A 17,909-nucleotide genomic window follows, 5' to 3' on the forward strand; every position below is an offset into this window, starting at 1 on the left:
GCGCCACGCCGGCGCTATGCGACCGCCTGGTCCCGCATCGCCAGGGCGTGGTCCAGCGCCGCGGCCAGCGTTTCCGGCGGTTGCGCGCCGGACACGGCGAATGCCCGGTCGACGATGAAGCACGGCACGCCGTGGATGCCGGACTGGCGGGCGATCTCGTCCTCGGCCAGCACGTCGGCCTCGGCGGCGTCCGAGCCGCGCAGCTTTTCGATTGCCACCTCGGACAGGCCGGCGGTCTGCGCCAGCGCCGCCAGCTGGTCGAGCGATCCGATGTCGCGGCCTGCCCGGAAGTAGCCGTCGAACAGCGCCTCGACCACCGCGTCCTGACGGTCTTCCTCGGCGGCGAGGGCGATCAGGCGGTGGGCCGCCACGGTATTCGGCGTCCGCGCGATGCGGTCGAAGGCGAAATCGATACCGGCACGCTGGCCGGCCGCGGTGACCCGCTCATAGATGCCGCCGCCGTCGCTGCGCCCGAACTTCGCCTCCAGATAGGCGCGACGCTCCATGCCGTCGCGCGGCATGTCGGGGTTGAGCTGGAAGGCGCGCCAATGCACGTCGACCGCGATGTCCGGTCGGCTGGCCAGGGCGGCTTCCAGGTTGCGCTTGCCGATGAAGCACCAGGGGCAGATCACGTCGGAAACCACGTCGACGCGGACGCGCCGCGCCGCCTTGTCGCCTGTCATCGCCGGCCTCCGTCATTTCGCCGCTGTTCCGCCAGGGTGAATTGCGGCGTTCACCCCTAGACACTATAACCCGCAACCGGACAGTCAACGAACCCGGCGCCGGCTGGGACACCATCCCGGGGGAGGAAAGCCATGCGGTCAGTGCAGCATTACATCGGCGGCAAGCGGGTTGCGCTGAACGGCGGCCGTGTCGGCGACGTGTTCAACCCCGCCACCGGCGAGGTGCAGGCCCAGGTCGTGCTCGGCGCCGGGCCGGAGGTCGACGCCGCGGTCGAGGCCGCGCAAGCGGCATTCCCGCAATGGGCCGCCACGCCGCCGCTGCGCCGCGCACGGGTGATGTTCAAGTTCAAGGAGCTGCTGGAGCAGCACCGGGCCGAGCTCGGCGCCATCATCACCGCGGAGCACGGCAAGGTGCTGAGCGATGCCGACGGCGAGGTGACGCGCGGCCTGGAGGTGGTCGAGTTCGCCTGCGGCATTCCGCACCTGCTGAAGGGCGCCTACACCGAGAACGTCGGCACCGCGGTCGACAGCTGGGCGATGCGCCAGCCGCTTGGCGTCGTCGCCGGCATCACGCCGTTCAACTTCCCGGCGATGGTGCCGATGTGGATGTTCCCGGTGGCGATCGCCGCCGGCAACTGCTTCATCCTGAAGCCGTCGGAGCGCGACCCGTCGGCGTCGCTGATGCTGGCCGACCTGCTGAAGGAGGCCGGCCTGCCCGACGGCGTGTTCAACGTGGTGCACGGCGACAAGGCGGCGGTCGACGCGATCCTGACCCACCCCGGCATCGCGGCCGTCAGCTTCGTCGGGTCGACGCCGATCGCGAAATACATCTATGAGACCGGCTGTGCCCACGGCAAGCGGGTGCAGGCGCTGGGCGGCGCCAAGAACCACATGGTGGTGATGCCCGACGCCGACATGGACCAGGCCACCGACGCGCTGATGGGCGCGGCCTATGGCGCGGCGGGCGAGCGCTGCATGGCGATCTCGGTCGCCGTCGCGGTCGGCGAGCAGACCGGCGACCGGCTGATCTCGATGCTGAAGCCGCGGGTGCAGGGCCTGAAGGTCGGCGTCGGCACCGACCCGGAATCGGAAATGGGACCGCTGGTGACCCGGACCCACTTCGACAAGGTCACCGGCTACATCGACCTCGGCGTGGAGGAGGGGGCGGACCTCGTCGTCGACGGCCGTGGGCTCAAGCTGCAGGGTTACGAGAACGGCTATTTCATGGGAGGCAGCCTGTTCGACCGGGTCACGCCGGACATGCGGATCTACAAGGAGGAGATCTTCGGGCCGGTGCTGTCGGTGGTGCGCGCCAAGGACTATGCCGAGGCGGTCGACCTGGTGAACGACCACCAGTTCGGCAACGGTGCCGCCATCTTCACCCGCGACGGCGACAGCGCGCGCGATTTCGCCAACCGGGCCCGCATCGGCATGATCGGCGTCAACGTGCCGATCCCGGTGCCGGTGGCCTATCACAGCTTCGGCGGCTGGAAAGATTCGCTGTTCGGCGACCACCACATGCACGGCGAGGAGGGCGTGCGCTTCTTCACCAAGCTGAAGACGATCACCTCGCGCTGGCCGACGGGCATCCGCGCCGGCGCGGAGTTCGTCATGCCGACCATGAAGTAGCGCCCGTGCGCCGGGTCCCGCTGCCCACGTTGTCCGCGCTGTACGTCGCCGGCGCCGCATCCGCGGCCTCGGCGCAGCAGCCGGATTTCGCCTTCTCGGTCGACCCCTGGGCCGGATCGGCATTCTATGCGGCGGAATCGCAAAGCTTCAGCCACTGCATGATGGCCGCCCAGTTCGACCGCCAGATGTCGCTGGTGGTGGCGCTGGACGGGGGCGGCGGGGTTTCGCTCGGCGTGCGCAACCCCCGCTGGGCGCTGTCGCTGGCCGAGCAGCAGCCGATGGGCTTCCGGCTCGGCGGTAACAGCAGCTACGACGAGACCGCGACCGCGGTCGATTCCACCCTGCTGCTGGTGCGCTTCGCCGACGGCGACGCCATCCTCGCCGAACTGGCGCAGGCGCCGGCGATCTCGGTGACCCAGGGCAGCCAGAATTTTCAGTTCGTCATCGTCAACGGGCCGGCAGCCATCGCCGCGCTGAAAGACTGCACGGTGGCGGCGCGCATCGGCGTGTCTGTCGAGCCGGTCGCAGTGGCGGACGAGGAGCCGGCGGCCGGCGCCATCGCGGATCCCGACGCCGACCCGCGCGACCGCACCATCCTGGTCGACCCGATCACGCTCGACCAGACGGTCGCGCGCAGCTTCCTCGGCGCGGCCGGCCTCGACGATTTCGCCCTGCTGACGCCGGAGGAGCTGGACGACTTCCTGGGCGACGCCCGCGCCGCCTGGACCGACGGTGCCGTCTACGGCGCGCTTTACACCATCGCCCCGCGCGAGCGGCGCCTCGACCGCGCGATCGAGCGTATCCTCGCCGTGTTCACCGAAGGGTGCGGCGGCGAATACACCACCAGCCCGCTGGTCGAGCCGGGGGCGGGCGACGACATCCAGCGCCGCGCGGCATCGTGCGACGAGGACCAGCTCGGCATGCTGTTCCGGGTCTCGGCGCTGAACGGCGAATCGGGCACACTGGTCATTATCCACGCCGCGCTGCGCGAGGAGGCGGCCGAACTGGCCGACGTCGACGACCGCCTGATCGCGGCGATCCGGCGGGGCCAGATCGCGGTGCAATAGCGCGGCGCGCGGCGGGTCGGGCGGCAGCCATGGCCGACGAACTGCTCAGCATCGGCGAGATGTATGCCGCCGACGCCGCGGCGATCGCAGGCGGCATCGACGGCATCGCGCTGATGGAGAATGCCGGCCGCGCGGTCGCCGATGCGATCTGCTTGCGCTGGGGAGCCCGCCGCACAGGATGACGGTGCGGCCCGGGCAACAACGGCGGCGACGGCTTCGTCGTCGCCCGGCTTCTGCGGCGGCGGGGCTGGCCGGTCACGCTTTGCCTGCTCGGCGCGCGCGATGCGCTGAAGGGCGACGCGGCGCATCATGCGGCGCTGTGGGACGGGCCGGTCGAGCCGCTGCGGGCCAACAGCGCGGCGGCGGCGGAGCTGGTGGTCGACGCGGTGTTCGGCGCCGGGCTGAAGGGGGCCGTGACCGGCGTGGTGCGCGAGGCGCTGGAAGGCGTGCCGCGCGACGCCGCCACGGTCGCCGTGGACGTGCCGTCGGGGATCAGCGGCGACAGCGGCTGGGTGCTCGGCTACGCCCGCGCGGCCGACCTGACGGTGACCTTCTTCCGGCCCAAGCCGGGACACCTGCTGATGCCGGGCAGGGCGTTCGCGGGCGAACTGGTGGTCGCCGAGATCGGCATCCCTGCCGCGGTCCTGCATGGGGTCGGACCGCGGACCTGGCGCAACGGCGGCTGGCTGTGGGGGCGCCACCGGCCCGCCCTGCGCGCCGACGGGCACAAGTTCGACCGCGGACAGGTCGGGGTGGTCGGCGGGACCGAAATGACCGGCGCCGCCCGGCTGGCCGGCCGTGCCGCGCTGCACGCCGGCGCCGGCCTGGTCACGGTGCTCAGCCCGCCGGAGCGGGCCGCCACCTATCGTAACGACCTGGCCGGCCTGATCGTGCGCGAGGCCGCGGGCCCGGAGGCGATCGCCGCCTGGTTCGACGAGCCGCGCCGCAAGACCGCGGTGGTCGGGCCCGGTCTCGGCCGCGACGCGGCCGCGCGCGCGACGGTTTCCGCCGTGCTCGCCGCCGGCTGCGCGACCGTGGTCGACGCCGACGGCCTGTCGTGTTTCGCCGGCGCCGCGCCGGCGTTCGCCGGCCTGGTGCGGGCGGATTGCGTCGTCACCCCGCACGAGGGCGAATATGCCCGACTGTTCGGCGACCGGCCGGGCGCCGGCAAGCTGGACCGTGCGCGCGAGGCGGCGGCGTTCCTGGGCGCGGTCGTGGTCCTCAAGGGCCCGGACACCGTAATTGCAGCGCCGGACGGTCGCGCGGCGATCAACGCCGACGCGCCGGCGGCGCTGGCCGTGGCCGGTAGCGGCGACGTGCTGAGCGGCATCGTCGGCGCGGCCATGGCCACGGGCCTGCCGGCGTTCGAGGCCGCGGCGCTGGCCGTCTCGTGCCATTCTCGCGCCGGACACGCCATGACGCGCAGCAGCGCCGATGCGCTGGCGGACGCGGTCGCGCCGCTGTGGGAGATGCCGCGCGGCGCCGGTTGATACATGCCGTCACCCGGGCTCGCTTGACCCCGCTCGACCTGTTCCTATAGGAAGACCGGCGGCTCGCGGCCGAATTCTCCTCGGCCGCGCGCCGACGCCAATTGCCGCGGAATGCGCGGGCGTGGTGGAATTGGTAGACACGCCAGATTTAGGTTCTGGTGGCGAAAGCCGTGGGGGTTCAAGTCCCTCCGCCCGCACCAGCCGAAGCGACCCGATATCGAACGCCAGACCCGATCGCGAACAGCATCGGCCGACGCCGAGAAGGACAAAAGACAATGCAGGTTACGGAGACCGTCAACGAGGGGCTCAAGCGCGAGTTCAAGATCGTCCTGACGGCCGGGGAGGTCGGCCAGCGCATCGAGACGCGGCTGAACGAGCTGTCGCAGACCGCGCAATTGCCCGGCTTCCGCCGCGGCAAGGTGCCGACGGCGCTGCTGCGCAAGCGTTTCGGCCAGTCGCTGTTCGCCGAGGAGGTGCAGAACGCGGTGCGCGACAGCGTGCGCGACACCATCGAGGAGCACAAGCTGCGCCCCGCGCTGGAACCGAAGATCGACGTCCAGAAGCTGGAGCCGGAGCAGGACGTCGAGTTCACCATCGCGCTTGAGAATCTGCCCGAGATCGATGCGCCGAAGCTCGACGACCTCAAGCTCGAGCGGCTGACCGCCGAGGTCAGCGACGGCGCGGTCGACGAGGCGCTGGGCCGCATCGCCCAGCAGCAGCGACGCACCGAGCCGGTGAGCGAGGACCGGCCGTCGGCCGAGGGCGACGTGCTGGTCATCAACTACAGCGGCTCGATCGACGGCGTCGCATTCGCTGGCGGCACCGCGGAAAATGTCAGTGTGCAGCTCGGCTCCAGCGGCCTGCTGCCGGAGTTCGACCAGAACCTGATCGGCCTGAAGGCCGGCACCCAGACCACCTTCGACGTGGCCTTCCCGGCCGACTATCCGTCGCCGGAGGTGGCCGGCAAGACGGCGCAGTTCGACGTCACCATCAACGAGCTGCGCGCCCGGGTCGACGTGCCGATCGACGAGGATTTCGCCAAGTCGCTGGGCGCGGAAAGCCTGGAGGCGCTGCGCACCACCATCCGCGACCAGCTGACCCGCGAATACCGCACCATGGGCCGCAGCAAGATGAAGCGCGACCTGCTTGACATCCTGGCCGAGCGCCACAGCTTCGACGTGCCGCCGACGATGGTGGACATGGAGTTCGGTCAGATCTGGCAGCAGGTCGAGCAGGCGCGGGAGCGCGGCGAGGTTGACGACGAGGACAAGGACAAGTCCGAGGACCAGCTGCGCGACGAGTACCGCGCCATCGCCGAGCGGCGCGTGCGGCTGGGTCTGCTGCTGTCCGACATCGGCACCAAGAACCAGATCACGGTCAGCGACGAGGAGCTGATGCGCGCCGTGGTCGCCGAGGCGCGGCGCTATCCGGGCCAGGAGCAGAAGGTGTTCGAGTTCTACCAGAAGCAGCCCCAGGCCCAGCAGGCCCTGCGCGGCCCGATCTTCGAGGACAAGGTGGTGGATTATCTGATCGACCGCGCCCAGGTCAGCGAGAAGACGGTCAGCTTCGACGAGCTCGCCGCCGCGGCGATCAGCCTGCCGGGGGCGATGGACGAGGCCGCCAACGTGCACGCCCATGACCACGATCATGACCACGATCATGATCATGACCATGATCACGATCACGATCACGGGCATCACCACGGGTGAGGGGCTTTTTCATTTACGGTTCCGCGCTAGGCTGAAGCGCATTCCCGAGTCGTTTTGAAAGGCAAGGCCGTGTTCGACCCACGCGAGATGTACATGAATACCCTGGTGCCGATGGTGGTCGAGCAGACCAGCCGCGGCGAGCGGGCCTTCGACATCTATTCGCGGCTGCTGAAGGAACGGATCATCTTCATCACCGACGGCATCAACGACACGGTCGCCAGCCTGGTCTGCGCCCAGCTGCTGTTCCTTGAGGCGGAGAATCCGAACAAGGACATCGCCATGTACATCAATTCGCCGGGCGGCATCGTCACGTCCGGCATGGCGATCTACGACACCATGCAGTACATCCGGCCCGAGGTGTCGACGGTCTGCATGGGCCAGGCGGCGTCGATGGGCTCGCTGCTGCTGGCGTCGGGTGCAGCCGGCAAGCGCTTCGCCCTGCCCAATGCGCGGGTGATGGTGCACCAGCCGTCGGGCGGCTATCAGGGCCAGGCCACGGATATCGAGATCCATGCCAAGGAAATCCTGGCAACGCGCGAGCGCCTGAACCAGATCTATGTCAAGCACACCGGCCAGACGTTGAAGAAGATCGAGGACGCGATGGAACGCGACAAGTTCTATACGCCCGAGGAGGCGGTCGCGTTCGGCCTGATCGACGAGGTGGTGGCGCAGCGGCAGGTGCCGGAGGGCAAGGGCGCGGAAGGCGCGTCCAAGGCGTGACCGGGGCGATTAACCCCATCTTGATGCCAAAGTGCTACGGTTGAGCTACGACCGGGTTGCGCTGTACGGTGCTTTGCCGCAGGTTGCAATGTTGCATGGTCCGGTGCGCTGCGCCGAAGCTGCATCGGGACCACCGGCCGGGGCGACGACCCGGAGGATGGTGGCGGAACTGGAGCGGATATGACGAAATCAAGCAGCGGTGATACGAAGAACACCCTGTACTGCTCGTTCTGCGGCAAGAGCCAGCACGAGGTTCGCAAGCTCATCGCCGGCCCGACCGTGTTCATCTGCGATGAATGCGTCGAGCTGTGCATGGACATCATCCGCGAGGAGAACAAGACCACGCTGGTGCGTTCGCGCGACGGCGTGCCGACCCCGTCGGAGATCAACAAGGTCCTGAACGACTACGTGATCGGCCAGGAGCATGCCAAGCGCGTGCTGTCGGTGGCGGTTCACAACCACTACAAGCGGCTGGCGCACGGCGCCAAGAACAACGACGTCGAGTTGGGCAAGTCCAACATCCTGCTGGTCGGGCCGACCGGCTGCGGCAAGACCCTGCTGGCGCAGACGCTGGCCCGCATCCTCGACGTGCCGTTCACGATGGCCGACGCCACCACCCTGACCGAGGCGGGCTATGTCGGCGAGGATGTCGAGAACATCATCCTGAAGCTGTTGCAGGCCGCCGACTACAATGTCGAGCGGGCGCAGCGCGGCATCGTCTATATCGACGAGGTCGACAAGATCAGCCGCAAGTCGGACAACCCGTCGATCACCCGCGACGTGTCGGGCGAGGGCGTGCAGCAGGCCCTGCTGAAGATCATGGAGGGCACGGTCGCCAGCGTGCCGCCGCAGGGCGGCCGCAAGCACCCGCAGCAGGAGTTCCTGCAGGTCGACACCACCAACATCCTGTTCATCTGCGGCGGCGCCTTCTCCGGTCTGGAGAAGATCATCGCCCAGCGCAACCAGGGCACCTCGATCGGCTTCGGCGCCGACGTGCGCGGGCCGGACGACCGGCGCACCGGCGACCTGCTGATGGAGGTCGAGCCGGAGGATCTGCTCAAGTTCGGGCTGATCCCGGAGTTCATCGGCCGTCTGCCGGTGATCGCCAGCCTGCGCGACCTCGACACCGAGGCGCTGATCGACATCCTGACCAAGCCGAAGAACGCGCTGGTCCGCCAGTACGAGCGGATGTTCGAGATGGAGGGGGTGACGCTCACCTTCACCGACGACGCGCTCAGTGCGGTGGCGCTGAAGGCCATCGCCCGCAAGACCGGCGCGCGCGGGCTGCGGTCGATCATGGAAGGCATCCTGCTCGATTCGATGTACGAGCTGCCCAGCCTCGAGAATGTCGAAGAGATCGTGGTGAACGCCGAGGTGGTCGAGGGGCGGGCGAAGCCGCTCTACTGCTACAGCGACAAACGGTCCGAAGAAGCCAGCGCCTGACGCCTTCGCCTGCCGCGGCCCGGGGTTGATCCCTCCCCGGGCCGGCACCATGTTTGCAGGGCTCGGGCCTCAGGGCCCGGCGTGTCGCGCCGAACTGGTGCGAGGGCCGGCCACGGCCCAATCCGGCGCCTGCGCCCGACGGGGGCTCCCGCACGGGCGCGCAGATCGAGGAATCATGGTGGACGAACGGCACACTTCGCTTTTTCCGGTCCTTCCCCTGCGCGACATCGTCGTGTTCCCGCACATGATCGTGCCGCTGTTCGTCGGCCGCAAGAAGTCGGTCCGCGCGCTTGAGGACGTGATGCGCGACGACAAGCAGATTCTGCTGCTGACCCAGCGCGATGCGACCCAGGACGACCCGGCGGCGGGCGACCTTTACGAGGTCGGCACCATCGCCACCGTGCTGCAGCTGCTGAAGCTGCCCGACGGCACCGTCAAGGTGCTGGTCGAGGGCGTGCAGCGGGCCGTCGTCTCCGGCTTCGTCGACAACCCGCAGTTCTTCCAGGCCACCGCCCAGGCGGTCGGCGACGAGGGCGCGGACAGCCAGGAGACCGAGGCGCTGGCCCGCACGATCGTCGGCCAGTTCGAGCAGTATATCAAGCTGAACCGCAAGGTGCCGCCGGAGGTGCTGGTGTCGATCAACCAGATCGACGACTGGTCGAAGCTGGCCGACACCGTCTCGTCGCACCTGTCGCTGAAGATTCCCGACAAGCAGGACCTGCTGGAGACGATCGGCGTCGGCGAGCGGCTGGAGAAGATCTACGGCCATCTCGAGGGCGAGATCGGCGTGCTGCAGGTGGAGAAGCGCATCCGCGGCCGGGTCAAGAAGCAGATGGAGCGGACCCAGCGCGAGTACTACCTGAACGAGCAGATGAAGGCCATCCAGAAGGACCTGGGTGAGATGGACGATGGCCGCGACGAGCTCACCGAGCTCGAGGAGCGCATCGCCAAGACCAAGTTCTCGAAGGAGGCCCGCGAGAAGGCGCTGGCCGAGGTCAAGAAGCTGCGGACCATGAGCCCGATGTCGGCCGAGGCCACGGTGGTGCGCAACTACCTCGACTGGATGCTCGGCCTGCCGTGGAAGAAGCGGACCAAGGTCAAGAAGGACCTGCGCGCAGCGGAGCTGGTGCTCGACACCGACCACTACGGCCTGGAGAAGGTCAAGGAGCGGATCGTCGAGTATCTGGCGGTGCAGAACCGCACCGGCAACGTGCGCGGACCGATCCTGTGCCTGGTCGGGCCTCCCGGCGTCGGCAAGACCTCGCTCGGCAAGTCGATCGCCAAGGCGACCGGACGTAAGTTCGTGCGCATGTCGCTGGGCGGCGTCCGCGACGAGGCGGAAGTGCGCGGCCATCGCCGCACCTACATCGGCTCGATGCCGGGCAAGGTGCTGCAGGGCATGCGCAAGGCAAAGTCGTCGAACCCGCTGTTCCTGCTCGACGAGGTCGACAAGCTCGGCGCCGATTGGCGCGGCGACCCGTCGTCCGCCCTGCTCGAGGTGCTCGATCCGGAGCAGAACGCGACCTTCACCGATCACTATCTCGAGGTCGAATACGACCTCAGCGACGTGATGTTCATCTGCACGGCGAACACGCTGCGCATGCCCCAGCCGCTGCTGGACCGCATGGAGATCATCCGCATCCCCGGCTACACCGAGGACGAAAAGGTCGAGATCTGCCGCCGGCACCTGATCCAGAAGCAGATGGAGGCCAACGGCCTGAAGGACGGCGAGTGGACGCTGTCCGACGACGTGCTGCGCGACCTGATCCGCTACTACACGCGCGAGGCCGGCGTCCGCAACCTGGAGCGGGAACTCGCCAACCTGGCGCGCAAGGCGGTCAAGGAGCTGATGAGCAACCCGAAGACCAAGAAGGTCGCGCTGACCCGCCGCAACCTCGAGAAATTCGCCGGCGTGAAGAAATTCCGCTTCGGCGAGGCCGAGGAGGAGGACCAGGTCGGCGTCACCACCGGCCTGGCCTGGACCGAGGTCGGCGGCGAGCTCTTGTCGATCGAGGCGGTAACCGTGCCCGGCAAGGGCAAGATGACGATCACCGGCAAGCTCGGCGACGTGATGCAGGAATCGGTGCAGGCCGCCGCCAGCTTCGTGCGTTCGCGTTCGGTCGTGTTCGGCATCAAGCCGACTCTGTTCGAGAAGAAGGACATCCACGTCCACGTGCCGGAGGGCGCGACGCCGAAGGACGGGCCGTCGGCCGGCGTGGCGATGATCACCTCGATCGTGTCGGTGCTGACCGGCATCGCTGTGCGCCGGGACGTGGCGATGACCGGCGAGATCACGCTGCGCGGCCGGGTGCTGCCGATCGGCGGGCTGAAGGAGAAGCTGCTGGCCGCCCATCGCGGCGGCATCAAGACGGTGCTGATCCCGCGCGACAACGAAAAGGATTTGGCCGAAATCCCCGACAACGTGAAGCGCGGGCTGCAGATCGTCCCGATGGCCACGGTCGATGAAGTGCTGGCGCACGCCCTCGTGGCGCCGCTGGTGCCAATCGAATGGCAAGAGGAGGACGAATCATCTACCGTGCGTGCAACCGGGGCCGATGAGGAGCACTCGGGCGTCGTCGCGCATTGAGCGTGCGGCGCCGGAACTCCGCCGGATTTCGCTGCCGCGCGGCCGAGTGCGAATTGACGCTATTCGGTGCGCTCAGTAGAGTGCGGGGCCCGGGTGACAGGGTTGCGACGTTTCACGGACACATAATAGGAGGGGAGACCGCCTCGTGAACAAGAATGACTTGATTGCCTCCGTCGCCGAGAGTGGCGGGATGACACGCGCGGACGCGACGCGAGCGGTCGATGCGGTGTTTGACTCGATCACCGCCGCCCTGAAGAAGGGCGAGGAAGTCCGGCTCGTCGGGTTCGGCAGCTTCGCGGTGTCGAAGCGGGCGGCGAGCCAGGGCCGGAATCCGCGCACCGGCGAGCCGATCAAGATCCCGGCCTCCAAGCAGGCGAAGTTCAAGGCTGGCAAGGCCCTCAAAGACGCCCTGAACTAAGCTCTTCAAGTCCTGACCAATACGCCGGCGGCCGCAGCAGCCGGCGTATTGGATTCCGGGTCCCAGCTCGCGCGATGCGATGGCAGGGCGGTTAGCTCAGCTGGCAGAGCATCTCGTTTACACCGAGAGGGTCGGCGGTTCGATCCCGTCACCGCCCACCATGCCGCACCGCGCCGGGGCGCCGGCGGCCGGGCGGTAGAGCCCGCGCCTGTCTGACACGCCGTTGCGCCGGGCCCGGCGGTGCCGTATTCAGGCATCATGCGCACATCAGTCAGCCACGATTCGTGGTCGCCGCGCCGGCCGTTCGGCCGGGTCGCGGCGTTGGCCCTGCCCGCAATCCTCGCCATGGCCTGCTGGGCCACCGGCGCACGCGCCGACCGTCCAGGCGACGAAGCGGAATGGGGTGCGGTCGCACAGCCGTCGAGCGGCCCGACCCACGTCATCGGCACCTACAGCAACGGCTGCATCGACGGGGCCGTCAGCCTGCCGCTCGATGGGGTAGGCTACTCGGTGATCAGGCCGCAGCGGAACCGCTATTGGGGCCACCCGTCGATGATCGCCTTCATCCAGAACCTTGGCTTCGCCATGGTCGGCAACGGCCTCGGCGTGCTGATGGTCGCCGACATCGGCCAGCCGCGCGGCGGACCGATCACCGGCCATGCCAGCCACGAGCTGGGCCTGGATGCCGACATCTGGTTGCAGCTGCTGCCGGCGAACCTGCTGGCGATGGACGTGTCGTTGCGCACCGACCCGGTCTCCCGTTCCGCCGTGCTGCCCGGCACCACCCAGATCGACCGCAGCTTCTGGTCGCCGGCCCATGTCGAGATGTACCGGCTGGCCGCGACCAACCCCTATGTCGACCGCATCTTCGCCAATGCGGTGATCAAGCGCGAGCTGTGCGAAACCGTGACCGGCGACCGCTCCTGGCTGGCAAAGATCCGGCCGTGGTACGGCCACGACGAGCACATGCACGTCCGGCTGGTCTGTCCGCCGGACAGCCCGGAGTGCCGCCCGCAGGCGCCGCTTCCGGCCGGCGACGGCTGCGGCGACGACCTGGCCTGGTGGTTCACCGATGGCCCGAACCAGCCGAGCACCGAGCCGGCGCCGCCACCGCCGCCGTTGCCGGCCAGCTGCATGCAGGTGCTGGCGCGTTAGCGGTCCATCCGCTGGCAGGCCGGCCCGGGGTCGCTCAGGCGCTGCGGCGGCGGATCGCGGCCAGCGCTTCCGGGGTGTCGACGTCCATGAGAATGCCCGGGTCGTCGGTGCCGACCTCGCAGATCAGCTCGGCATAGTCTGCCAGGATCTGGCGGCCGCCGCTGTCGCCGCGCACCTGTGCCAGGTCGTCGAAGAAACGCCGCCCCCACAGCACGGGGTTGCCGCGCCGGCCGTTGAAGGTCGGGATGCAGATCGCGCGGCCCTCAGCCGGGTTGAACGCGGCGATCAGCCGGTCCAGCGTGTCGCTGCGGATGTCCGGCATGTCGCCGAGCTGGACCAGGGCGCCGTCGGCCTCGGCCGAGACGATGCCCAGCCCGGTGCGGACAGAGGTGCTGAGCCCCTGGGCGAAGTCGGGGTTGTGCACCAGCTTCACCGGCAAGCCCGCCAGCGCGTCGGCCACGGCCGCATGCTCGTGACCGGTCACCGCCACCACCTCGGAAACGCCGCTCGCACACACCGTTTCCGCGACGCGCCGCACCATCGCAACGCCATCGAGCGGCGCCAGCAGCTTGTTCTCCGCGCCCATCCGGCGCGACTGGCCGGCGGCCAGCACGACGGCCGCGATCCGCGGCGCATGCGGGGCCTTCACCACCGCCGCCTCGCTTTCCTCAACCGCCTTGTCGCGCGGCTGCGGACGGCTCGCGATCTCCTTCAGCAGGCCGCCGACCCCCATGGCCATGATGTCGGTGCGCCGCACCGGGACCCGCGCGATCAGTCGCTGCAGCACCCAGTCGAAGCCGTTCAGCTTGGGCGAGCGGGCACAGCCTGGCAGGCCGAGCACCGGCACGTCGCGGTCGGTCCGGGTGAGCGCGCCGACCAGCATCAGGTTGCCCGGGTCGACCGGCATGCCGAAATGCTCGATGCGGCCGCCGGCGGCCTCGATCGCGGCCGGCAGCGTGTCGCGTCGGTCGACGATGGCCGACGCGCCGGCGATCAGCACAATGTCGGGGCCGGCCGCCAGCGCCTGGTCCAGGGCCGCCGCCAGTGCCGCCGCGTCGTGGGCGCAGCGCAGGTCGGGCTCGATCAGGCTGCTGTCGGCCGCCGCCAGCCGGTCGCGGGTGACCGCCACGGTGTTGTCGAGGATCGATTCCTTCATCCCGTCGATCCGGGTCTGGATCAGGGCCGCCCGGGTCGGCACGAACCGCGCCAGCCGCGCCAGCGCTCCGCCCTCGCCGGCAATCGCGATTGCACGCTGCAGCGCGGCGCCGTCGGCGGCCAACGGGATGATCTTGACGGTCGCCGCCATCCGCCGGGGTTCGACGGCGTCGAAGGCGGGCAGGGTGGCGATGGTGATCGCCTCGTCGAGCTGGTTGATCCGGTCGACGCGCGCCGCGTCGAGCAACAGCAGCCCACGCCCCTCGGCAACCAGGTTGCAGCGGCCGGTGAACGGCGCCGTCACCGCCAAGCCTTCGCCGGCACAGGCTTCCGCCAGCCGGCGCGCGGCCTCGTCCTCGTGCACGTCCCCCGGGTCGAGCCGGGCCGCGATCACTTGCGCGATGCCGGCGGCGCGCAGTGCCGCGATATCGTCGGCGCCGAGCCGGCGCCCCTTCTTGAAGATGCGCGGTTTGCCGGCCGTCGCGACGCGCACGGAGTGGGCGAGATAGGCGCCCCCGGCGTCGTCGAGCGCGACCGGCCCGAATCTCACGCCGCGGCGTCCCGCGCAGGCGGGTCGCTGCGCAGCGCGGCTGTGATCTCGGCCAGGATCGAGATCGCGATCTCCTGCGGCGACGCCGCACCGATATTCAGTCCGACCGGGCCGTGGATGCGCGCCAGCGCCGCCTCGCCATGGCCCAGCGTGCGCAGCCGCTCGACCCGCTTGGCATGGGTCTTCCGGCTGCCGAGCGCACCGATGTAGAACGCCTGCGAGCGCAACGCGGCGTCGAGCGCGGGGTCGTCCAGCTTGGGGTCGTGGGTCAGGGTGACGATGGCGGTGCGGCTGTCCAGCCCCAGGCCGGCGATCGCGTCGTCCGGCCAGTCGGTGCACAGGCTGACGCCCGGGAAGCGGTCGGCGGTGGCGAAGGACCCGCGCGGGTCGACCACCGTGACGTCGTAGCCGGCCATTGCCGCCATCGGCGCCAGCGGCTGGGCGATATGCACCGCACCGACCAGCACCAGCCGCAGCGGCGGTGCCCACACCTGGATGAAGAGCTCGCGGTCCTCGGGCGCCTCGACGCCGCTCTTGTCGTCGCGCTGGTGGTGGGCGACGGCCGTGCGCTCGGCGGCCGTCAGCGTGAGCGCGCCGGCCAGCGCATCGGGCCGCTCGCCCCAGGCCTGCGCGCCGCCTTCCAGCGCGGTGACGATGACGAAGCTGCGCTTGCCCGCGCGTGCCGACCGCAGGGCCGCCAGCGTCTCGGCCTTCATTCGACCGGCTCCACATAGACCTCGACCCGCCCGCCGCAGGCCAGGCCCACATGCCACGCGTCCTCGTCGGAGACGCCGAATGCGAGCCGCCGCGGCGCGCCGTCCTGCATGGCGGCCATCGCCTGTTCGACGACGGCACCCTCGATGCAGCCGCCAGACACGGAGCCCACCATGGCGCCGGCCTGGTCGATGCCGAGCTGGCTGCCGACCGGGCGGGGCGACGAGCCCCAGGTGCGGATCACGGTGGCGACCGCGACCTTGCGGCCCTCGGCCCGCCAGGCGGCGATCCGCTCGATCACCGCGTCGGGCCCGGCGAAGAGGTTATCCTGTTCCGTTGCCTGCGCTTGCATCGTCCACCTCACGCTGCCAGCCGCGGTTGCGGCGTCGTCATCGCCGGGGCGCTCAACGCCTCGGTCAGGGCCATCAGGCTGTTGAGATTGTGGACCGGCCGGAATTCGTCAACATGCGGCAGGATGGCGCGGATACCGCGCGACTTCGGCTCGAAGCCCTCGAAGCGCAGCAGCGGGTTGAGCCAGATCAGCTTGCGGCACGACTTGTGCAGCCGCTCCATCTCCTCGGCCAGGCCCTCGCCGGCGTCGCGGTCCAGGCCGTCGGAGATCAGCAGCAGGATCGCGCCCTGGCCCAGCACGCGGCGCGACCAGTTGACGTTGAAATCGCGCAGGCAGGCGCCGATGCGCGTGCCGCCTGACCAGTCCTCCACCGCCTCGGCGCAGGCGTCGAGCGCCACGTCGACATCCTTGGCGCGCAGGTGCCGGGTGACGTTGGTCAGCCGGGTGCCGAACAGGAAGGTGTGGACCCGGTCGTAGTCGTTGGTGATGGCGTGCAGGAAGTGCAGGAACAGGCGGGAATAGCGCGCCATCGAGCCGGAGATGTCGCACAGCACCACCAGCGGCGGGTGGCGCAGCTTGGCCTTCTTCATCTTCAGCGGAATGTCGTGGCCGCCGCTGCGCAGCGCGGCGCGCAGGGTGGCGCGCATGTCGGCGCGGGTGCCCTGCGCCGTGGTACGGAAGCGGCGTGTCGGCATCGCCATGATCGGCAGGCGCATGCGCGCGATCGCCTTGCGCGCCTCGGCCAGTTCCTCCGACGACATGTCCTCGAAGTCCATCTCCTGCAACAGCTCGCGGTCCGACATGGTCATCACCGCGTCGAGCTCGACCTCCTGCTCCTCCTGCTGCTCGCCTTCGGCACCGTCGGGCTGGTCGCGGTCCTTGCGGAACGCCTCCTCGACCCGCCGGCTGATCTGTTTTTCGTCCGGCTTCGGCTGGCCGGCGTCGGCCTCGAACGACGGCAGCACCAGCGCCATCATCCGCTCCAGCAGCTGCGGGTTGCGCCAGAAGATGTGGAAGGCCTGGTCGAACAGGTCGCGCTGGTCGCGCCGGTTGACGAACACCGCATGCAGCGCCCAGTAGAAGTCGGCGCGGCGCTCCAGCCCGACCGTCTCCACCGCCCTGACCGCCTCGATCACCTTGCCCGGCCCGATCGGCAGGCCGGCCGCACGCAGCGCGCGGGCGAAGTGCATGATGTTGGCGACCAGCTTGCCCTGGCCGCCGGTGACATGGGCCCAAGCCTGGTCGTTTCGGGTCGCGTTCGGCGGCTGCATGGTCAGACGTTGGCGACCACGGCCAGTTCGGCGTTGACGGTGTTGAGGATGCGCTGCGCCTCGGACCCTTGCAGCTTGGCGATGTCGTCCTGGTATTTCAGCAGGGCGCCGATGGTGTCGTTGATCGTGTCGGGGTCGAGCTCGATCACGTCCAGCGTGGTCAGCGCCTTGGTCCAGTCGATGGTCTCGGCGATGCCGGGCAGCTTGAACAGGTCCATCTTGCGCAGCTTCTGCACGAACATCACCACCTGGCGCGACAGCCGCCTGTCCGCCTCCGGCGCCTTCAGCCGGACGATCTCCAGCTCGCGCTCGGCGCCGGGATAGTCGACCCAGTGGTAGAAACAGCGCCGCTTCAGCGCGTCGTGGATCTCGCGCGTGCGGTTGGAGGTGATGATCACGATCGGCGGCGTCTCCGCCGCGATCGTGCCGATCTCCGGGATGGTGACCTGGAAGTCGCTCAGCGCCTCCAGCAGATAGGCCTCGAACGGCTCGTCGGTGCGGTCGAGCTCGTCGATCAGCAGCACCGGCGGCCCGCTCAGGCTCGGCTCCAGCGCCTGCAGCAGCGGCCGCTTGATCAGGAAGCGCTCGTCGAAGATGTCGCTGCCCAGATGCTCGCGATTGGCCTCGCCGGCCGCCTCGGCCAGGCGGATCTCGATCATCTGCCGGGAATAGTTCCACTCGTACACCGCCGAGGCGACGTCGAGACCCTCATAGCACTGCAGCCGGACCAGCCGCCGGTCCAGCGTCGTCGCCAGCACCTTGGCGATCTCGGTCTTGCCGACGCCGGCCTCGCCCTCGAGGAACAGGGGACGGCCGAGCTTCAGCGACAGGTAGACGGCGGTGGCCAGGCTGCGGTCGGCGACATAGTCGCCGCGGGCGAGAAGATCGACGGTCTCGTCGACCGATGTCGGCAGTGTCATCTACGCGCGGGTCCCCAGTCTGCGGCCGGCCCCGCGTCGTGGGTGC

16 protein-coding genes, 2 tRNA genes and 1 pseudogene are annotated in these 17,909 nt (G+C 69.4%); 13 read left to right on the top strand and 6 right to left on the bottom strand.

Annotation, left to right across the window (positions count from 1 at the left end):
- Positions 1-14 precede the first annotated feature (14 nt).
- Complete coding sequence (locus R3F55_17125) at positions 15-683, bottom strand: DsbA family oxidoreductase (GenBank protein MEZ5669127.1); 669 nt, start codon at positions 681-683, stop codon at positions 15-17.
- A gap of 132 nt (positions 684-815) precedes the next feature.
- Between R3F55_17125 and R3F55_17130 the strand changes: the two genes are divergently transcribed.
- The 13 genes and pseudogenes from R3F55_17130 (at position 816) to mepA (ending at position 12,901) form a co-directional block, all read left to right on the top strand.
- Entirely contained in the window at positions 816-2,312 is a 1,497-nt protein-coding gene (locus R3F55_17130) for a CoA-acylating methylmalonate-semialdehyde dehydrogenase (GenBank protein ID MEZ5669128.1), read from the top strand.
- 5 nt (positions 2,313-2,317) lie between these two features.
- Positions 2,318-3,379, top strand: coding sequence for a hypothetical protein (locus R3F55_17135; protein MEZ5669129.1), 1,062 nt, complete (start codon positions 2,318-2,320; stop codon positions 3,377-3,379).
- Between the two features lie 29 nt (positions 3,380-3,408).
- Positions 3,409-3,561: a hypothetical protein gene (locus R3F55_17140; GenBank protein ID MEZ5669130.1), complete on the top strand. Its 153-nt coding sequence runs from the start codon at positions 3,409-3,411 to the stop codon at positions 3,559-3,561.
- Positions 3,562-3,576: 15 nt separating this feature from the next.
- Positions 3,577-4,002 (top strand): annotated as a pseudogene (locus R3F55_17145) (NAD(P)H-hydrate epimerase).
- Positions 3,991-4,869, top strand: a complete 879-nt coding sequence (locus R3F55_17150) for an NAD(P)H-hydrate dehydratase (protein ID MEZ5669131.1) — start codon at positions 3,991-3,993, stop codon at positions 4,867-4,869. The pseudogene R3F55_17145 and the gene R3F55_17150 overlap by 12 nt, the downstream one beginning before the upstream one ends.
- 115 nt (positions 4,870-4,984) lie before the next feature.
- Positions 4,985-5,069, top strand: a tRNA-Leu gene (locus R3F55_17155).
- A 75-nt stretch (positions 5,070-5,144) separates the two neighbouring features.
- Positions 5,145-6,578, top strand: coding sequence for a trigger factor (gene tig, locus R3F55_17160; GenBank protein ID MEZ5669132.1), 1,434 nt, complete (start codon positions 5,145-5,147; stop codon positions 6,576-6,578).
- Positions 6,579-6,665: 87 nt separating this feature from the next.
- Complete coding sequence (clpP, locus tag R3F55_17165; GenBank protein ID MEZ5669133.1) at positions 6,666-7,298, top strand: ATP-dependent Clp endopeptidase proteolytic subunit ClpP; 633 nt, start codon at positions 6,666-6,668, stop codon at positions 7,296-7,298.
- Positions 7,299-7,478: 180 nt separating this feature from the next.
- A complete protein-coding gene (gene clpX, locus R3F55_17170; protein ID MEZ5669134.1) occupies positions 7,479-8,741 on the top strand; it encodes an ATP-dependent Clp protease ATP-binding subunit ClpX in 1,263 nt (420 codons plus the stop codon).
- A 175-nt stretch (positions 8,742-8,916) separates the two neighbouring features.
- The gene (lon, locus tag R3F55_17175) at positions 8,917-11,328 is read left to right on the top strand and encodes an endopeptidase La (GenBank protein MEZ5669135.1); all 2,412 of its coding nucleotides are present in this window, start codon (positions 8,917-8,919) and stop codon (positions 11,326-11,328) included.
- Between the two features lie 145 nt (positions 11,329-11,473).
- The gene (locus R3F55_17180; GenBank protein MEZ5669136.1) at positions 11,474-11,746 is read left to right on the top strand and encodes an HU family DNA-binding protein; all 273 of its coding nucleotides are present in this window, start codon (positions 11,474-11,476) and stop codon (positions 11,744-11,746) included.
- A gap of 85 nt (positions 11,747-11,831) precedes the next feature.
- A tRNA-Val gene (locus R3F55_17185) sits at positions 11,832-11,907 on the top strand.
- 97 nt (positions 11,908-12,004) lie between these two features.
- Positions 12,005-12,901 (top strand): penicillin-insensitive murein endopeptidase, encoded by an 897-nt coding sequence (mepA, locus tag R3F55_17190; protein MEZ5669137.1) that lies wholly within the window; start codon positions 12,005-12,007, stop codon positions 12,899-12,901.
- Positions 12,902-12,935: 34 nt separating this feature from the next.
- Here the strand turns inward: mepA and R3F55_17195 are convergent, their stop codons facing one another.
- From R3F55_17195 to R3F55_17215, 5 genes are read right to left on the bottom strand one after another with little or no spacing between them, the layout of a single operon-like run.
- On the bottom strand, positions 12,936-14,606 hold the full coding sequence (locus R3F55_17195) for a molybdopterin-binding/glycosyltransferase family 2 protein (GenBank protein MEZ5669138.1): 1,671 nt from the start codon (positions 14,604-14,606) through the stop codon (positions 12,936-12,938).
- Entirely contained in the window at positions 14,603-15,322 is a 720-nt protein-coding gene (locus R3F55_17200; protein MEZ5669139.1) for an XdhC family protein, read from the bottom strand. The genes R3F55_17195 and R3F55_17200 overlap by 4 nt, the downstream gene beginning before the upstream one ends.
- The gene (locus tag R3F55_17205) at positions 15,319-15,672 is read right to left on the bottom strand and encodes an XdhC family protein (protein ID MEZ5669140.1); all 354 of its coding nucleotides are present in this window, start codon (positions 15,670-15,672) and stop codon (positions 15,319-15,321) included. Before R3F55_17205 ends, R3F55_17200 begins: the two co-directional genes overlap by 4 nt.
- Positions 15,673-15,680: 8 nt before the next feature.
- Positions 15,681-16,943, bottom strand: a complete 1,263-nt coding sequence (locus R3F55_17210; GenBank protein MEZ5669141.1) for a VWA domain-containing protein — start codon at positions 16,941-16,943, stop codon at positions 15,681-15,683.
- 2 nt (positions 16,944-16,945) lie between these two features.
- Complete coding sequence (locus tag R3F55_17215; protein ID MEZ5669142.1) at positions 16,946-17,863, bottom strand: MoxR family ATPase; 918 nt, start codon at positions 17,861-17,863, stop codon at positions 16,946-16,948.
- Positions 17,864-17,909 lie beyond the last annotated feature (46 nt).

The sequence above is a fragment of the Alphaproteobacteria bacterium genome (genome assembly GCA_041396705.1).
Lineage (GTDB): Bacteria > Pseudomonadota > Alphaproteobacteria > CALKHQ01 > CALKHQ01 > CALKHQ01.

Excerpts from the sequence above, each read along its gene's own strand:
- R3F55_17125 (MEZ5669127.1), bottom strand. The coding sequence starts at position 683 with ATGACAGGCGACAAGGCGGCGCGGCGCGTCCGCGTCGACGTGGTTTCC.
- clpP (MEZ5669133.1), top strand. The coding sequence starts at position 6,666 with ATGTACATGAATACCCTGGTGCCGATGGTGGTCGAGCAGACCAGCCGC.
- R3F55_17205 (MEZ5669140.1), bottom strand. The coding sequence starts at position 15,672 with ATGCAAGCGCAGGCAACGGAACAGGATAACCTCTTCGCCGGGCCCGAC.
- R3F55_17200 (MEZ5669139.1), bottom strand. The coding sequence starts at position 15,322 with ATGAAGGCCGAGACGCTGGCGGCCCTGCGGTCGGCACGCGCGGGCAAG.
- R3F55_17215 (MEZ5669142.1), bottom strand. The coding sequence starts at position 17,863 with ATGACACTGCCGACATCGGTCGACGAGACCGTCGATCTTCTCGCCCGC.
- tig (MEZ5669132.1), top strand. The coding sequence starts at position 5,145 with ATGCAGGTTACGGAGACCGTCAACGAGGGGCTCAAGCGCGAGTTCAAG.
- clpX (MEZ5669134.1), top strand. The coding sequence starts at position 7,479 with ATGACGAAATCAAGCAGCGGTGATACGAAGAACACCCTGTACTGCTCG.
- mepA (MEZ5669137.1), top strand. The coding sequence starts at position 12,005 with ATGCGCACATCAGTCAGCCACGATTCGTGGTCGCCGCGCCGGCCGTTC.
- R3F55_17140 (MEZ5669130.1), top strand. The coding sequence starts at position 3,409 with ATGGCCGACGAACTGCTCAGCATCGGCGAGATGTATGCCGCCGACGCC.
- R3F55_17130 (MEZ5669128.1), top strand. The coding sequence starts at position 816 with ATGCGGTCAGTGCAGCATTACATCGGCGGCAAGCGGGTTGCGCTGAAC.
- R3F55_17210 (MEZ5669141.1), bottom strand. The coding sequence starts at position 16,943 with ATGCAGCCGCCGAACGCGACCCGAAACGACCAGGCTTGGGCCCATGTC.
- lon (MEZ5669135.1), top strand. The coding sequence starts at position 8,917 with ATGGTGGACGAACGGCACACTTCGCTTTTTCCGGTCCTTCCCCTGCGC.